Here is a 16,319-nt window from a genome sequence, read left to right as displayed (position 1 = left end):
CTCAGACGTCGATCCGGGTGCCCGGCTCCAGACGGCGGTAGTCGGTCTTGGACAACGCGGTGTACTGCCGGTCCAGCACGCCGAGGCCGTTGCCGTTGAGCAGCGCGTCGTGCAGCGCGTACGCCCGGCGCGGGGCGACCGCGCGGATGAAGTCGACCACCTCGGAGAACTTCGACCAGGGCGCGTGGATCGGGGCGAACAGCGTGTCCACCTGCACGTCGTCGGGGACGAACAGCGCGTCGCCCGGGTGGTAGAGGACGTCGGCGAACAGGTAGCCGATGTTCGGGATCACCGGGATGTCCGGGTGGATGACCGCGTGCTGCCCGCCGTACGTCCGCACCGGCACTCCGGCGACGGTGAGCGACTGCCCCGGCGAGACGGTGACGAGCGCCTCGGCGGCGTCGCCGAGCACCCCGGCGAGCGAGGCCGGGCCGTGCACCGGCACCGGCCGCCGCTCCAGCGCCCGGGTGAGCGCGGCGACGTCCACATGGTCCGGGTGTTCGTGGGTGACGAGCACCGCGTCCGCCCCGTCCAGCGCCTCCGGCTCGCTGAAGCCACCCGGGTCGACAACCAGCACCGCCCCGTCGTGCTCCAGCCGGAGACAGGAGTGCGAGTACTTGGTGACGTGCATCGTGACTCCTCGCATACCGAATCGTGATGTCCTCAGCGCAGTCTGCCGGAACCGGCGCGACCACGCGCCACGTCCGAGGTATCGGTCCCGGTGGGCGGGGCCGCCGACGATCGGAGTACGGGGAATGGGTGGACGACGGTTCCGGGGCCTTGCCCTGGTGGCGGTGGGCCTGGTCGCGGCGCTCGCCGTGGGCGCCTGCGGCGCGGACGAGGACAGCGGCGGCGACGCGGCGGCGCCGGCCATGGACGGAGGCGCGGCGCGCGAGCAGCCCGCCGCGGGCGGCGCGGATCGCGACCAGGCGGCTCCCGGCGGCACCGGCGGCGCGGACCTGCGGGTCGACCAGCGGTCCATCATCTACACCGGGACGATGCAGATCCGGGTGGACGATGTGGAGGCCGCGTCGCTGGAGGCGGTCACCGCGGTCACAGCGGCCGGTGGGTTCGTCGGCGGCGACCGGCGGTCGAGCCGCTCCGCCGAGGCCCGGGCGGTGCTGACCCTGCGGGTGCCGGCGGACAAGTTCGCCGGTGTGATCGACCAGCTCGCCGGCCTCGGCCGCCAGGAGCGCCGGGAGATCCGCACCGAGGACGTCACCGAGCAGGTGGTCGACCTGGACGCCCGGATCGCCACCCAGCGGGCGCGGGTGGAGAGCGCCCGCAAGCTGCTCGCCCAGGCGAGTTCGGTGGACGAGCTGGTCCGGCTGGAGAACGAGGTGGGCACCCGTCAGGCGGACCTGGCCGCGCTGGAGGCGCGCAAGCGCCGGCTGGCGGACCTGACCGCGCTCTCCACCATCACCGTGACGTTGCTCGGGCAGGACGCCAGCACCGCCGAGGAGGAGGCGGATCTGGGCTTCCGCAGCGGGCTGGACGGCGGGTGGACGGCGTTCCGGGCCTCGGCCCGCATCGCGCTGACCGTGCTCGGGGCGGTGCTGCCCTTCGCGGTGGTGATCGGCGTACCGCTGTGGTTGCTGCTCCTGTGGCGGCGCCGGCGGGCCCGGCGGACGCCGCCGCCCGGCCCGGGCGCGATGCCGCAGCCGGGCCTGGGCCCGATGCCGCCGGGCCCGGCCGGTCCGGCCGAGGCTCCGGTCAGCGCGCCGCCGCCAGTGCCCGCAGCGCGGTCTGGACCATGAGGCGTACGCCCGCCTCGATGGCGCGCTCGTCCACGTCGAACGAGGCCCGGTGCAGGTCCACATTGGGCCCGCTGCGGCCCACGCCGAGGCGGGCGAGCGCGCCGGGGACGTGCTCCAGGTACCAGGAGAAGTCCTCGCCGCCCATGCTCTGCGGCGTCTCGGCGATGCCGTCGGGGCCGAGCGCGGCGGCGGTGGCGGCGGTGAGCACGCCGATCGCGCCGGCGTCGTTCGTCACCGGCGGCCGGCCGCGCAGGTATTCCAGATCGACAGTGGCGCCGGTGGGCGCGAGCACGTCCCGCACCACCTGAGCCACGATCTTGGGCGCCTCGTCCCAGGTGTCGCGGTCCATCACCCGCAGCGTGCCGGCCGCGCACGCCTCGGAGGGGATGACGTTGTAACGGGTGCCGGCCGAGGCGTGGCCGAACACCAGCAGCAGCCCGCTGTTGGCCGGCACCCGGCGGCTGATCAGGGTCGGGACCTCGGTCACCAGCCGGCCGAGCGCGTCCACCAGGTCGACTGTCAGGTGCGGGCGGGCGGTGTGTCCGCCCGGCCCGGTGAGCCGGACGGTGACGTTGTCGGCGGCGGCGGTGATCGGGCCGACCCGCAGGCCGACCTTGCCCACCGGCAGGTTCGGGTCGCAGTGCAGCGCGAAGATCTGCACCACGTCCTCCAGACCACCGGCCTCGATGACCTCCAGCGAGCCGCAGGGCAGGATCTCCTCGGCCGGCTGGAAGATCAGCCGTACCCGGCCGTCGAGCTGGCCGATGTCGGCGAGTTGGGCCAGCAGCATGCCGACGCCGAGCATCACCGACGTGTGCACGTCGTGGCCGCAGGCGTGGCAGACGCCCTCCACCGTCGAGCGGTACGGCACGTCCTTCGGGTCGTCCAGCGGGAGCGCGTCGATGTCGGCGCGCAGCGCGATCACCGGGCCGTCCGGGCGTCCGTCGATGTCGCAGATGACGCCGTTGCCCTTCGGCAGCAGGCGCGGCTTCAGCCCGGCGAGGGACAGCTCGCGGTGCACCAGGGCGGCGGTCTCGAACTCCTCGCCGGACAGTTCCGGGTGGGAGTGGAGGTGCCGGCGGGTCGCGATCAGGCCGGGCACGCGCAGCGCGAGGAGATGGTCGAGCTCGAAGGGCAGGGGCTGGGAACCGGTCGGCGCCTCGGGCCGGGACGACGCCAGCGGGCCGCCGGAAGGCAGCGTCAACGCACTCGTCACGTCGAATTCTCGATCACTAGAGATGGATGGATCATCGGGTAGAACAGCAGACAGCCTAGACCTCCGGCGGTGACGCTGCGCAACATCTTTCGCGTAGCGGTCGGACCGCGCAGCGTCACGAATGCCCTGGTGAGAGTGCTCGAATATCTGCGGGACAGCAGGTAGATCACGGTCGGAGCCCGTCATCCGCCTCCCACCTCCTACAACGCGTAACCGTTTCAACGGCCACTAATATCCGGGCCGCTGTTCCGAATTGTCGCATTAGTCGCGGCAATTAACTGCCGCTCGGACAATTGCGCGACAACTGTCGGCTGCCGGAAGACTCCCGACGGTGACATGACCGCCCGGCCGTCGACCGCACAGGCTGTCCGTCCCGTTCATCCGATCCGGTTACCCGAATCGCCGAATCGCACACGCGCGGCACCGGGCGCCACCGCCCGGCCACCCGCCGTGACCGGCCGGGCGCCGTCGCCCGGAAGAGGACCAACGGTACGCCTCAGCAGCCCCGTTTGCCCAGTTCAGACCACTACCGGACGCACGACGGCGGCCCGCGCCGGGCACCTGCGTGCGCCGACGGGACCGCCGCCTGAAAACGTCAGAACCGATCGCTCGGCCGGTAGATCCCCCACACCTCGCGCAGCGTGCCGCACACCTCGCCGACGGTGGCCCGGGCGCGCAGCGCCTCCTTCATCGGATAGAGCACGTTGGCGTCGCCCTCGGCCGCGGAACGCAGCTCGGCCAGTGCGCGCTCCACCGCGCCGGAGTCCCGCTCGGCGCGCAGCCGGGCCAGCCGCTCCCCCTGCGCCGCCTCGATCGCCGGGTCCACCCGCAGCGGCTCGTACGGCTCCTCCTCGTCGATCTGGAACCGGTTGAGGCCGACCACCACCCGCTCACCCGAGTCGATCTCCTGGGCGATCCGGTACGCCGACTGCTCGATCTCGCGCTTCTGGAAACCGGCCTCGATCGCGTCCACCGCCGAACCGTGGTCGAACACGCGGTCCATCAGCTCGGTGGCCGCCGCCTCCACCTCGGCGGTCATCGCCTCCACCACGTACGACCCGGCGAACGGGTCGACGGTGGCGGTCAGGTCCGTCTCGTACGCCAGCACCTGCTGGGTGCGCAGCGCCAGCCGGGCCGCCTTCTCGGTGGGCAGCGCGATCGCCTCGTCGAAGCTGTTCGTGTGCAGCGACTGGGTGCCACCGAGCACCGCGCCGAGGCCCTGCACCGCCACCCGGACCAGGTTCACCTCCGGCTGCTGGGCGGTGAGCTGCACGCCGGCGGTCTGGGTGTGGAACCGCAGCATCATCGACTTCGGGTTCTTCGCGCCGAACTCGTCACGCATCAGCCAGGCCCAGATGCGCCGGGCCGCGCGGAACTTCGCGACCTCCTCCAGCAGCGTGGTGCGGGCCACGAAGAAGAACGACAGGCGGGGCGCGAAGTCGTCCACTGCGAGCCCGGCGGCGAGCGCCGCGCGGACGTACTCCACGCCGTTCGCCAGCGTGAACGCGACCTCCTGCGCGGGCGAGGCGCCGGCCTCGGCCATGTGGTAGCCGGAGATCGAGATGGTGTTCCACTTGGGCACCTCGGCCCGGCAGTAGGCGAACGTGTCGGCGACCAGCCGCAGCGAGGGCTTCGGCGGGAAGATGTACGTCCCCCGGGCGATGTACTCCTTGAGGATGTCGTTCTGGATCGTGCCGTTGAGCGCCGCCCCCGGCACGCCGTTCTCCTCGGCCACGAGCTGGTAGAGCAGCAGCAGCACCGAGCCGGGCGCGTTGATCGTCATCGAGGTGGAGACCTTGTCCAGCGGGATGCCGCCGAACAGCGTGCGCATGTCCTCGATGGAGTCGATGGCGACCCCGACCTTGCCCACCTCGCCGTGCGCGATCGGGTCGTCCGAGTCGTACCCCATCTGGGTGGGCAGGTCGAACGCGACGGACAGGCCCATCGTCCCGGCGCGCAGCAACTGGTGGTACCGCGCGTTGCTCTCGGTCGCGGTGCCGAAGCCGGCGTACTGTCGCATCGTCCAGGGCCGGGAGGTGTACATCGTCGGGTAGACCCCGCGGGTGTACGGGAATTCGCCCGGCTCGCCCAGCCGGGCCTCCAGGTCCGCCGGAAGGTCTGCCGCCGTGTAGACGCCCTGGATCGGGAAACCCGACTCGCTTGACCGCGCATCGCTCATTACCGGATGGTAGGACGCGCTGACCGCCTGGTGGGTGAGGGATACCGCACACCTGGCCACGGCACACCACCGGAGGTGAGCAACCGGCCACATACCGTCGAGTAGGTAAACGCCCGCCGCGTCGGGTTTCGCATCGGGCGTCGGAACCAGCAAGATAGAGGGGTTGTGTCCCAGCCCCCTCGATATCCCCCGGTGGCTTTTCTGTGACTCAGATTCCGACGTGGAGCGGCGGACCGGCCAGTCCCCCCACTGGACGCGCGGCGCCCGGCACCACCATCGGTGGTCGCTACTCGCTGCGCTCCCCGGTGGGCAACGGAGGCATGGGCACGGTCTGGCGGGCCACAGACACATTGCTGCGCCGCGACGTGGCGGTCAAGGAGGTCGTCCTCCCGCCGGGGCTCGCCCCGAGCGACCGCGACGCGCTCTACGAACGGACGCTGCGGGAGGCCCGCGCCGCCGCCGCGATCCAGCACCCGGCCGTGGTGCAGGTCTACGACGTGGTCACCGAGGGCGGCCGGCCGTGGATCGTGATGGAGCTGCTGGACGCCCGCAGCCTCGCCGACATGGTGATCGAGGACGGGCCGGTCGCGCCGCGCGCCGTCGCCAAGATTGGCATCGCGCTGCTCGGCGCGCTGGAGGTGGCGCACGCCATCGGTGTGCTGCACCGCGACGTCAAGCCGGCCAACGTGCTGATCTGCTCCGACGGCCGCTGCGTGCTCACCGACTTCGGCGTCGCCCGGATGCCCACCGACGTGCAGCTCACCACGCCGGGCATGGTGCTCGGCTCGCCGCACTTCATCTCTCCCGAGCGGGCCATGGGCCAGGAGTTCGGGCCGCCCAGCGACCTGTTCTCGCTCGGCGTGACGCTCTACACGGCGGTCGAGGGCCGTCCCCCGTTCGACAAGGGCGACCCGATCGAGACCATGCACGCCGTGGTCGAGGACCCGCCCGCTACGCCGCAGCGCAGCGGCCCGCTCACCGGCGTGCTGATGGGGCTGCTGGAGAAGGACCCGGCCCGCCGGATGGACGTGCACCGGGCCCGCGCCAACCTGCGCGAACTGCTCGCCGGGCCGCTGACCAGCACCGCCACCGCGGTCAACTCGGTCACCGACCCGTACGCGGTGGTGCCGGTGCCGCGCCCGACCACGCCGCCGGCCATCGCGGCCGAGCCGAAGCCGAGCGGCCAGATCGGCGGTCGGGCCATGATCGGTCCGGACGAGTCGCTGACCGACCGGCTCGCCGCGCTGCGCCGCAGGGAGCGGCCCGCCGGCGAGAAGCCGGCGGCGGGCGACGCCGCGCTGGACGAGACCAGCGCGGACGCGCTGGCCGGACCGCTGCACACCCCGACCGGCGCGATGTCCGGGCCCGCGCCCGAGGCCACCCAGCGCATCTCGCCGGACGCCACGGTCCGGCTCGGCCAGGGCGCCGGAGCGGACGCCACCCAGCAGGTGCCGACCACCCAGCCGGTCTACGGCCGTGCCGCCGACGCCACCCAGCCGGTGTACGGCGGCGGCAACCAGTGGTCGGTGCCCGGCACCGGCCAGCCGTGGACCACGCCGGCCACCGCTCCGGCCGCCGGTGGTGGCGGCGCGCTCGGCTCGGCCAAGGGCCTGCTCGGCCGGATCAAGGCGTGGCCGCGCAAGGTCCAGCTCGCCGCCGCCGGTGGCCTCGCCGTGGTGCTGCTGGTGAGCGTGATCGCGCTGACCAGCGGCGGCGACGACACGCCACCGCCGATCGTGGGCACGCTGCCGTCGAACTCGGCCGCCGCCGCGCCCGAGATGCAGGAGCAGACCGTCAAGGGCGTGACCATCCAGGTGCCGAAGGGCTGGCAGCGGCAGACCGGCGGCCTCTACGTCGACTACGTCGACCCCGAGGACGAGGGCCGCAAGGTGCGGGTGATCGCCGAGCCGTGGGGCGGCACCTCGATCAGCTGGGCCGAGTTCGCCTCGCGGAACCTGAACAAGAACAGCGCCAAGAGCAAGACCTGTCCCGCCCCCTACACCGAGGTGTCGGTTTCCGAGCAGCCGCTCGCCGGGCAGACCGCGGGCCAGCTCGAATACACCTGCGGCGAGGGTGAGTCCATGCGTCACGGCATCTGGCGGGGCGTGGTCAAGGACGGCAAGGTCTACTCGTTCTACCTCTCCTCGACCGACGCGCGGTTCGCGGAGAGCAAGCCGATCTTCGACGCGATGGTCGGCTCGTTCCAGCTCACCGAGGCGAACTGAGTCGAGGCCGACGGCCAGTGGTGATCCGCCGCCGTGCTATCAAGAGGCAATGGCGGCGGAAACCACTGACCTAGACGACCTTCGCGTCCGAGCCGAGCGCTGGCTCGCCGACGACCCGGACCCGGCCGACCGCGACGAGCTGCGCGCCGTCCTGGACGGGCTGCCCGGCACGGCGACCGACCTGGCCGACCGGTTCGCCGGCCCGCTGACGTTCGGCACCGCCGGACTGCGCGGCCCGCTGCGCGCCGGGCCGAACGGCATGAACCTCGCCGTGGTCACCCAGGCCGCCGCCGGGCTCGTGCGCTGGCTCGCCGCCCAGGGCGGCGAGGGCCCGCTGGTGATCGGGTACGACGCCCGGCGCGGCTCGCTGGCCTTCGCCGAGCGCACCGCCCAGGTGGCCACCGGGGCGGGCCGTCCGGCGCTGCTGCTGCCCCGGCCGCTGCCCACGCCGGTGCTGGCGTTCGCGGTCCGGCAGCTCGGCGCGGTCGCCGGGGTGATGGTGACCGCCAGCCACAACCCGCCGCAGGACAACGGCTACAAGGTCTACCTGGGTGCGCAGCTCGGCGGTGAGCTGGGTGCGGGCGCGCAGATCGTGCCGCCGGCCGACGCCGGCATCGAGGCGGCCATCCGGGCCGTCGGCCCGCTCGCCGAGGTGCCGCTCGGCCCGGCCGGGCAGGTGCTCGGCGACGACCTGGTGGCCGCGTACGTGGAACGGGCCGCCGCCGTGGTGGACCCGACCGGGCCGCGCGACCTGAAGGTGGCGTACACGCCGCTGCACGGGGTGGGCGGCGCGGTGCTGACCGCCGCCTTCGCGCACGCCGGGTTCGGCGTGCCGGGCGTGGTGCCGGAGCAGGCCGAGCCGGACCCGGCGTTCCCGACCGTCAGCTTTCCCAACCCGGAGGAGCCGGGCGCGGTGGACCTGCTCGTCGCGCTCGCCGACCGCACCGGCGCGGATCTCGCCATCGCCAACGACCCGGATGCGGACCGCTGCGCGGTGGCCGTACGCGACGCCGGGTCCTGGCGGATGCTGCGCGGCGACGAGGTGGGCGCGCTGCTCGCCGACCACCTGATGCGGCGCGGCGTGACCGGCCTGTACGCCACCACGATCGTGTCCTCGGCGCTGCTGCGCGCCATGACGGCGGCCCGGGGGCTGCCCTACGACGAGACGCTCACCGGGTTCAAGTGGATCGTCCGGGCCGGCGGCGGCCGGGAGCCGCTCGTGTACGGCTACGAGGAGGCGCTCGGCTACTGCGTCGCGCCGGAGCACGTACGCGACAAGGACGGCATCACCGCCGCGCTGACGGTCGCCGAGCTGGCCGCCGGTCTGAAGGCCGAGGGCCGTACGCTCCTCGACCGGCTGGACGAGCTGGCCGCCGAGTTCGGCGTGCACCACACCGAGCAGCTCTCGGTCCGGGTGGAGGACCTGCGGGTCATCGCGGACTCGATGGCGCGGATCCGGGCGGCCACCCCGACCGCGCTGCTCGGGCAGCCGGTGACCGAGGCGACCGACTTGCTCCCCGACGCGGACGTGGTGATCCTGCGCACCGGCGCGGCCCGGGTGGTGATCCGGCCGTCCGGCACCGAGCCGAAGCTCAAGGCGTACCTGGAGGTGGTGGAGCCGGTGACCGGCGGCGACGTGCCGGCGGCCCGGCAGCGCGCGCGTGCCGCCGTGACCGAGCTGCGCAACGAGATCGCCGCCGCCCTCGGCCTCTGACCGGGTGTAAGGAAGGGCCCCTTATTAACGCCTCGCGTTAATAAGGGGCCCTTCCTCTACCGGAGGCGTTAAGAGGGGGCCCTTCCTTACCGCTTGCCCAGGGCGGCGTCGACGGCCTGGCCCAGCGCGGCGATGACCAGACTGATCGACGGGCGCACCACGCTGTCGTCCAGGCTCACCGTGCCGGAGAACCCGGCGCCGGCGGCGATCTCCTCCAGGCGGCGCCCGGCATCCTCGGCGGCCGGGCCGGTGAGCCCGAGCGCCGGCTCCATGCGCAGCACCGCGACCAGCGTGGCGAGCGCGGCGGTCCGCTCGTCGGGGAGCTGCCCGCTGGTCAGCGCGTCGGCCAGACGCTGCCGGATGTCCGCCTCGACCGAGGGGTCCGCCACCGGGTAGCGGTGCACGTGGATGAAGTCCAGCTCGGTCTCCTCCACGTCCCGGACCACGCCCCGCCCGCAGAGGTCGGTGAGGATCCGGTCGCGCAGCCCGTCCGGCAGCCGCTGCACCCACGACGAGGGCGTGTGCGGGGTCTCCGCGGCGATCTTGGCGAGTACGGCGTCGGCGATCGGCTCACCGGTCGGCGCCGGATCGATCACCGCCAGGTTCCCGTCCGCGTACGCGAGCCGTCCGGCCAGGGCCAGCTCGACCAGCACCGCCGCGGCCATGCCCAGGTCAAGGCTGATCCGCGGCATGGTGGCCTTGCCGGTTTCGTCGTCGTACGCGAGGAGCAGCAGCTCTTCGGCGAGCGCAACACCAGTCATGGCCCGGAACGCTAGCGCCTCCCCGCACCCCCGCGCACCAACTCGCCGGGGCAGTCCGGTTCCCGGTGCGGAGGGCCGACCCTCCGCACCGGGACCGGCCTCAGAAACGGGGCATGCCGCCGAACTGGCGGTCGCCGGCGTCACCCAGGCCGGGGACGATGAACTTCGAGTCGTTCAGGCCCTCGTCGATCGAGGCGGTGACCAGGCGCAGCGGCAGGCCGGAGCGCTCCAGCCGCTCGATGCTGACCGGCGCGGCCAGCACGCAGAGCACCGTGATGTCGGTGCAGCCGCGGTCGGCGAGCAGCCGGCAGCAGTGCTCCAGCGAGCCGCCGGTGGCGAGCATCGGGTCGAGCACCAGCACCGGCAGGCCGCTGAGGTCGCGCGGCAGCGACTCCATGTACGCGCGGGGCTCGTACGTCTCCTCGTCGCGGGCCAGGCCGACGAAGCCCATCGACGACTCGGGCAGCAGGCCGAGCGCGGCGTCGGCCATGCCGAGACCGGCCCGCAGCACCGGCACCAGCAGCGGCGGGTTCGCCAGCCGGCTGCCTTCGGTGGCGGTGACCGGGGTCTGGATCGAGTACTTCTCGACCGGGAAGGAGCGCGCGGCCTCGTACACCAGCATGGTGGTGAGTTCGCGCAGCGCCGCCCGGAACGACGACGAGTCGGTCCGGGCGTCCCGCATGGCGGTCAGCCGCGTCTGGGCGAGCGGATGGTCAATGACGGTTACGTCCACGATCGCTCAACCTACCGCTCCGTGGACCGGCGCACGGTGGGTGCGGCCCGACCAGCGACCCCGCTCACGTACGACGCTCGCAACCCGTTGTCCGTGACCAAGATCACAGGACTCGCGAGTGCGTACTATTCGGGGCATGACGGCGACAACGACGTCGGCCCGGTCGGATCTCTCCGAGCTGGGACGATCCGAGACCGCTCTGCGGACCTTCCTGCACGGCCTGCCCGGCGTGGACCAGGTCGGCGCGGAGCAGCGGGCGGCGCAGCTCGGCACCCGCTCCATCAAGACCACGGCGAAGGCCGAGGCGATCGACCTGGCGATCCGGATGGTCGACCTGACCACCCTGGAAGGCGCGGACACGCCCGGCAAGGTGCGGGCGCTGGCCGCGAAGGCGCTGCGCCCCGACCCGGCCGACCCGAGCTGCCCGCACGTGGGCGCCGTCTGCGTCTACCCGTCGATGGTCCCGTACGTGGCCGAGGTGCTCCGCGGCAGCGGCGTGCACCTGGCCAGCGTGGCGACCGCGTTCCCGTCCGGTCAGGCCCCGCTGGAGATCAAGCTCGCCGACGTGCGCGCGGCGGTCGAGGCCGGCGCGGACGAGATCGACATGGTGATCAACCGGGGCGCGTTCCTGTCCGGGCGCTACGCCGAGGTCTACGACGAGATCGTGGCCACCAAGGAAGCGTGCGGGGACGCCCACCTCAAGGTGATCCTGGAGACCGGCGAGCTGGCCACGTACGACAACGTGCGGCGGGCGTCCTGGCTCGCCATGCTCGCGGGCGGCGACTTCATCAAGACCTCCACCGGCAAGGTCCCGGTCGCGGCCACGCTGCCGGTGACGCTGGTGATGCTGGAGGCGGTCCGCGACTTCCGCGCCGCCACCGGGCGTCAGGTCGGCGTCAAGCCGGCCGGTGGCATCAAGACCACCAAGGACGCGATCAAGTACCTGGTCATGGTCAACGAGACGGTCGGCGCCGACTGGCTGAGCCCGGACTGGTTCCGGTTCGGCGCGTCGAGCCTGCTCAACGACCTGCTCATGCAGCGCACCAAGCTGACGACCGGCGTCTACGCCGGCCCCGACTACTTCACCCTGGACTGAACGCGATGTTCGAATACGCACCCGCCCCCGAGTCCCGCTCGGTGGTGGACATCAAGCCCTCGTACGGGCTCTTCGTCGACGGCGCGTTCGTCGACCCGGCCTCCGGCGGCAGCTTCAAGTCGGTGAACCCGGCCTCCGAGGAGGTGCTGGCCGAGATCGCCGAGGCCGGCGCCGACGACGTGGACCGCGCCGTGCGCGCCGCCCGGACCGCGTACGAGAAGGTCTGGGGTCCGATGCCGGGCCGGGACCGGGCCAAGTACCTGTTCCGGATCGCCCGGCTCATTCAGGAACGCTCGCGCGAGCTGGCGGTGCTGGAGTCGCTGGACAACGGCAAGCCGATCAAGGAGTCCCGCGACGTCGACCTGCCGCTGGTCGCCGCGCACTTCTTCTACTACGCCGGCTGGGCCGACAAGCTTCCGCACGCGGGCTTCGGCCCGGACCCGAAGCCGCTCGGCGTGGCGGCGCAGGTCATCCCGTGGAACTTCCCGCTGCTCATGCTGGCGTGGAAGATCGCCCCGGCGCTGGCCGCCGGCAACACGGTCGTGCTCAAGCCCGCCGAGACCACCCCGCTGACCGCGCTGCTGTTCGCCGAGATCTGCCAGCAGGCCGACCTGCCCGCCGGCGTGGTCAACATCGTCACCGGCGCGGGCGACACCGGCCGGGCGCTGGTCGAGCACCCGGGCGTGGACAAGGTCGCGTTCACCGGCTCCACCGAGGTGGGCCGGGCCATCGCCCGCTCGGTCGCCGGCACCCGCAAGAAGCTCACGCTGGAACTGGGCGGCAAGGCCGCGAACATCGTCTTCGACGACGCGCCGATCGACCAGGCCGTCGAGGGCATCGTCAACGGCATCTTCTTCAACCAGGGGCACGTCTGCTGCGCCGGTTCCCGGCTGCTGGTCCAGGAGTCGGTGGCCGACCGGGTGCTGGAGTCGCTCAAGCGCCGGATGGCCCAGTTGCGCGTCGGCGACCCGCTGGACAAGAACACCGACATCGGCGCGATCAACTCGGCCGAGCAGCTCACCCGCATCCGGGAGCTGTCCGACGCCGGGTCCGCCGAGGGCGCGGAGCGCTGGTCGCCGCCGTGCGAGCTGCCCGAGCGCGGCTTCTGGTTCGCGCCGACCATCTTCACCGGCGTCACCCAGGCCCACCGGATCGCCCGCGAGGAGATCTTCGGCCCGGTGCTGTCCGTGCTCACGTTCCGCACCCCGGCGGAGGCCGTCGAAAAGGCCAACAACACGCCGTACGGGCTGTCGGCCGGAATCTGGACCGACAAGGGTTCCCGGATCCTGTGGCTGGCCGACCGGCTGCGCGCAGGAGTGGTGTGGGCGAACACGTTCAACAAGTTCGACCCGACGTCGCCGTTCGGCGGCTACAAGGAGTCGGGCTACGGTCGCGAGGGCGGCCGGCACGGGCTGGAGGGGTACCTCAATGTCTGAGCGGGTCGCGGTACGCAAGACGTACAAGCTCTTCATCGGCGGGAAGTTCCCGCGCAGCGAGTCGGGACGGTCGTATCTCGTGCAATCCGCGAACGTGTCTCTTGCCTCCCGGAAGGACGCGCGGGACGCGGTAGTGGCCGCCCGCGCCGCGGTGAAGGGCTGGGCCGGGGCGACCGCGTACAACAGGGGTCAGATCCTCTACCGGGTCGCCGAGATGCTGGAGGGCCGGCGCGAGCAGTTCGTCGCCCTGGGCGTACCGGCCGACGAGGTGGACGCCGCGATCGACCGCTGGGTCTGGTACGCGGGCTGGTCCGACAAGCTGTCCCAGGTGTACGGCGGCGCGAACCCGGTGGCCGGCCCGTACTTCAACCTGTCCGCGCCGGAGCCCACCGGCGTGGTGGCGGTGGCCGCCCCCGAGGAGCCCGCGCTGCTCGGCCTGGTGAGCGTCATCGCCCCGGCGATCGTCACCGGCAACACGGTCGTGGTGGCCGCCTCCCCGGCGGCGCCGCTGGCGGCGGTGACGCTGGCGGAGGTGCTCGCCACCTCCGACCTGCCGGGCGGGGTGGTGAACATCCTCACCGGCCGGCTGACCGAGACCGTGCCGACGCTCGCCGCGCACATGGACGTCAACGCGATCGACCTGACCGGCGTCGCCGACGCCGAGCTGGCCGCCGACCTGGAGATCAAGGCCGCGGAGAACCTCAAGCGGGTGCTCCGGCCGGCCCCGGCCGACCACGACTGGTACGCCGATCCCGGCATCACCCGGATGACCACGCTGCTGGAGACCAAGACGGTCTGGCACCCCAAGGGCGTCTGACAGGCGGCAGTCCGGCCCCGGCCCGAAGTGGCGGCACACCCTCCCGGGTTGCCGCCACTTCCCGTCCCCGCACTTTCCGCGAACGGTCGTCGGTCCCACCCGCAGCCGAGCAAGATCGACACCACCTCCCCGAGGTGGCCACATCAACCGACCCCGGACAGCACCACCCTCCCCGAACCGGTGCCGACTCGCCCCCACGCACCAAGGTCAACACCAGCACGGCGAAGTGGTCACATCAACCCGCCCCGAATGCCACCACTTCCCCGAACTGGCGCTGATCTTGCCGAGGCACCCGCACAAGGCCGACAGGATCAACACCAAACCCCCGAAGTGACCCGAGCCGCGCCCCGACACTCACCCGGCCGCCCAGCAAGATCAACACCACTTCCCCGGAGTGACCACATCAACCAGCCCGGGACTGCACCACCTCCCCGAACTGGCGCTGACCCTGCCCTCCCACGCACCAAAATCGACACCAGTACGGCGAAGTGGTCACATCAACCCGCCCCGAATGCCACCACCTCCCCGAACTGGCGTGGATCTTGCCGAGGCGCCCACCCTGAGGCCAGCACGATCAAGACCAGATCCCCGAGAGGGCCGCATCGACCGACCCGGGACTGCACCACTTCCCCGAGGCGGAGTGGATCTTGGCGGGGCCGTCCGAGGAGAGCTAGATCGACACCAGTACGGGGAGGTGGCTGCATCGAGCCGCCTCGGACCACACCACCTCCCCGAGCTGGTGTTGATCTTCGGGAGCGAGGGGCGGGGACCGGAACCGGGGACCGGGGCGGCGGAGAGGGTCTACTACCGGAGGTAGGATTGGTGGGTGACTCGGCTGGGGGACCTTGAGCGTGCGGTGATGGACGTGCTGTGGGACGCGGCACCAGCCGCCTCGGGCGGTGTGACGGTGCGCGAGGTCGCCGACGCCCTGGACGGCCGCGAACTGGCCTACACCACCGTCATGACCGTGCTCGACCGGCTCGCCGGCAAGGGCATGGTGCAGCGCGAGCGGGAGGGCCGCGCCTGGCGTTACCGCCCCGCCGCCACCCGCGAGGCGCACATCGCCCAGCTCATGCTCGAAGCCCTCGATCTCGGCGGCAGCCGGGACGCCGCGCTGGTGCGCTTCGCCCGTTCGGTGACCGGCACGGAGGCGGACGTGCTCCGCGCCGCGCTCAGCGCCGAGGCCGGAGCGACCGGGCCCACGATCGTCGAGACCGGGGCAACCGGGCCAGCGACCACCGAGACCGGAGCGACCGGGCCAGCGACCACCGAGACCGGGACGACCGGGCCAACGACCACCGAGACCGGAGCGACCGGGCCAGCGACCGCCGAGGCAGGGACGACCGGCCGGATCGAGGACCCGCGGCCCGGTCGGCCGGCGCTCGACGAGGCGACGGACCGGTAGGCGGCCGCCGTGGCGTACGCCCTGCACTTCGCCGCGACCATTCTGGCCTGCTGGCTGACCGCGCAGGTCCTCGCCGCCGCGCGCTGGACGTGGCGCGCGCCCCGGGTGGCGATCCTGTGCTGGCAGGCGGTCGGGCTGGCGCTCGGCCTGTCGGCCATGGGGTTGCCGATGGCGCTGGGCCTCGACGTCTACGACCGGGCGACCGGGTGGGCGCTGCTGGCGCTGGCCGACGACCTGGCCCACGGCACGCTTCCGGCCGGTGTGGGCGCGGTGCACCTCAGCCTGGTCGGCGTCGGTCTCGGCATCGGCGTGGTGCTGCTCACCACGACGGTACGCAGCCTGCACGGCGCGGTACGCGCCCAGCGCCGGCACCGGGAGCTGTTGCACCTGGTGGCCCGGCGTGACCCGACGGTGCCCGGCGCGCTGGTGCTCGACCACCCGAGCGCTGCGGCGTACTGCCTGCCGGGGGTGCGGCCCCGGGTGGTGGTGAGCGCGGGCACGCTCGACCTGCTCGACCCGGCCGAGCTGGCGGCGGTGCTCACCCACGAGCGGGCGCACGCCCAGGAGCGGCACGATCTGGTGCTGCTGCCGTTCACCGCGTTGTGCCGGGCGCTGCCCTGGTTCCAGTGGGTGCGGGACGCGCACGCGAGGGTGGCGCTGCTGGTCGAGATGCGCGCCGACGACAAGGCCCGGGAGCTGCACGCGGACGCGCTGCTCGCCGGTGCGCTGCGGCGGTTCGCCGCCGCCGAGCACCGGGTGCAACCGGCGGGCACGCTCGGACTCGGCGACCGCGATCTGGACGTACGGGTGCAGCGGCTGCTCGTCGCGGACCGCCCGCCGCGGGTGCTCGGCGCGATGGCGCTCGCCGTCGCGGGCACGCTCGTCTCCCTGCCGTTCGCCCTGTTCCTGAGCTGATCTCGCCCCCTAAGGGACTTCTCCGGGTTCGCACACCTCTATAGGTAGTGAAGCTACGTGTAGGT

General features: G+C 72.7%; 12 protein-coding genes and 1 pseudogene. 8 read left to right on the top strand and 5 right to left on the bottom strand.

Going from position 1 to position 16,319, the window contains the following annotated elements; genetic code table 11:
• Window position 1: 1 nt before the first annotated feature.
• Complete coding sequence (locus BAW75_RS08835) at window positions 2-631, bottom strand: MBL fold metallo-hydrolase (RefSeq protein WP_043326720.1); 630 nt, start codon at window positions 629-631, stop codon at window positions 2-4.
• Window positions 632-755: 124 nt separating this feature from the next.
• Between BAW75_RS08835 and BAW75_RS08830 the strand changes: the two genes are divergently transcribed.
• Window positions 756-1,757 (top strand): DUF4349 domain-containing protein, encoded by a 1,002-nt coding sequence (locus BAW75_RS08830; protein ID WP_104113240.1) that lies wholly within the window; start codon window positions 756-758, stop codon window positions 1,755-1,757.
• Here BAW75_RS08830 and BAW75_RS08825 read toward each other — a convergent pair.
• A complete protein-coding gene (locus BAW75_RS08825) occupies window positions 1,714-2,973 on the bottom strand; it encodes an amidohydrolase (RefSeq protein ID WP_043326724.1) in 1,260 nt (419 codons plus the stop codon). The two genes, BAW75_RS08830 and BAW75_RS08825, sit on opposite strands and share 44 nt — an antisense overlap.
• A gap of 595 nt (window positions 2,974-3,568) precedes the next feature.
• Window positions 3,569-5,152 (bottom strand): acyl-CoA mutase large subunit family protein, encoded by a 1,584-nt coding sequence (locus BAW75_RS08820; RefSeq protein WP_104113239.1) that lies wholly within the window; start codon window positions 5,150-5,152, stop codon window positions 3,569-3,571.
• Between the two features lie 203 nt (window positions 5,153-5,355).
• On the opposite strand from BAW75_RS08820, the gene BAW75_RS08815 reads away from it, so the two are divergent.
• Both BAW75_RS08815 and BAW75_RS08810 read left to right on the top strand, forming a co-directional pair.
• Window positions 5,356-7,377 (top strand): serine/threonine-protein kinase, encoded by a 2,022-nt coding sequence (locus BAW75_RS08815; RefSeq protein ID WP_104113238.1) that lies wholly within the window; start codon window positions 5,356-5,358, stop codon window positions 7,375-7,377.
• A 49-nt stretch (window positions 7,378-7,426) separates the two neighbouring features.
• The gene (locus BAW75_RS08810; RefSeq protein WP_104113237.1) at window positions 7,427-9,091 is read left to right on the top strand and encodes a phospho-sugar mutase; all 1,665 of its coding nucleotides are present in this window, start codon (window positions 7,427-7,429) and stop codon (window positions 9,089-9,091) included.
• Between the two features lie 86 nt (window positions 9,092-9,177).
• On the opposite strand, the gene BAW75_RS08805 is transcribed toward BAW75_RS08810, so the two are convergent.
• Both BAW75_RS08805 and upp read right to left on the bottom strand, forming a co-directional pair.
• Entirely contained in the window at window positions 9,178-9,852 is a 675-nt protein-coding gene (locus BAW75_RS08805; protein WP_104113236.1) for a GOLPH3/VPS74 family protein, read from the bottom strand.
• A 100-nt stretch (window positions 9,853-9,952) separates the two neighbouring features.
• Complete coding sequence (gene upp, locus BAW75_RS08800; protein WP_104113235.1) at window positions 9,953-10,585, bottom strand: uracil phosphoribosyltransferase; 633 nt, start codon at window positions 10,583-10,585, stop codon at window positions 9,953-9,955.
• A gap of 136 nt (window positions 10,586-10,721) precedes the next feature.
• Here upp and deoC point away from each other — a divergent pair, with 136 nt between their 5' ends.
• The 5 genes and pseudogenes from deoC (at window position 10,722) to BAW75_RS08770 (ending at window position 16,254) form a co-directional block, all read left to right on the top strand.
• A complete protein-coding gene (gene deoC / locus BAW75_RS08795; RefSeq protein ID WP_104113234.1) occupies window positions 10,722-11,681 on the top strand; it encodes a deoxyribose-phosphate aldolase in 960 nt (319 codons plus the stop codon).
• A 5-nt stretch (window positions 11,682-11,686) separates the two neighbouring features.
• On the top strand, window positions 11,687-13,117 hold the full coding sequence (locus BAW75_RS08790) for an aldehyde dehydrogenase family protein (protein ID WP_064447631.1): 1,431 nt from the start codon (window positions 11,687-11,689) through the stop codon (window positions 13,115-13,117).
• Window positions 13,110-13,934, top strand: a complete 825-nt coding sequence (locus tag BAW75_RS08785) for an aldehyde dehydrogenase family protein (protein ID WP_104113233.1) — start codon at window positions 13,110-13,112, stop codon at window positions 13,932-13,934. The genes BAW75_RS08790 and BAW75_RS08785 overlap by 8 nt, the downstream gene beginning before the upstream one ends.
• A gap of 826 nt (window positions 13,935-14,760) precedes the next feature.
• A pseudogene (locus BAW75_RS32570) lies at window positions 14,761-15,207 on the top strand (BlaI/MecI/CopY family transcriptional regulator); the annotation flags it as partial.
• 141 nt (window positions 15,208-15,348) lie between these two features.
• Window positions 15,349-16,254, top strand: a complete 906-nt coding sequence (locus BAW75_RS08770) for a M56 family metallopeptidase (protein WP_104113232.1) — start codon at window positions 15,349-15,351, stop codon at window positions 16,252-16,254.
• Window positions 16,255-16,319: the final 65 nt, after the last annotated feature.

The sequence above is a fragment of the Micromonospora chalcea genome, assembly GCF_002926165.1.
GTDB lineage: Bacteria > Actinomycetota > Actinomycetes > Mycobacteriales > Micromonosporaceae > Micromonospora > Micromonospora chalcea.
The sequence above is the reverse complement of the archived record's forward strand: the minus strand, read 5'-3'. Positions and strand labels throughout refer to the sequence as shown.

Coding starts and splice junctions, on each gene's coding strand:
- BAW75_RS08790 (WP_064447631.1), top strand. CDS start 11,687: ATGTTCGAATACGCACCCGCCCCCGAGTCCCGCTCGGTGGTGGACATC.
- BAW75_RS08820 (WP_104113239.1), bottom strand. CDS start 5,152: ATGAGCGATGCGCGGTCAAGCGAGTCGGGTTTCCCGATCCAGGGCGTC.
- BAW75_RS08830 (WP_104113240.1), top strand. CDS start 756: ATGGGTGGACGACGGTTCCGGGGCCTTGCCCTGGTGGCGGTGGGCCTG.
- BAW75_RS08805 (WP_104113236.1), bottom strand. CDS start 9,852: ATGACTGGTGTTGCGCTCGCCGAAGAGCTGCTGCTCCTCGCGTACGAC.
- BAW75_RS08785 (WP_104113233.1), top strand. CDS start 13,110: ATGTCTGAGCGGGTCGCGGTACGCAAGACGTACAAGCTCTTCATCGGC.
- deoC (WP_104113234.1), top strand. CDS start 10,722: ATGACGGCGACAACGACGTCGGCCCGGTCGGATCTCTCCGAGCTGGGA.
- BAW75_RS08835 (WP_043326720.1), bottom strand. CDS start 631: ATGCACGTCACCAAGTACTCGCACTCCTGTCTCCGGCTGGAGCACGAC.
- BAW75_RS08810 (WP_104113237.1), top strand. CDS start 7,427: ATGGCGGCGGAAACCACTGACCTAGACGACCTTCGCGTCCGAGCCGAG.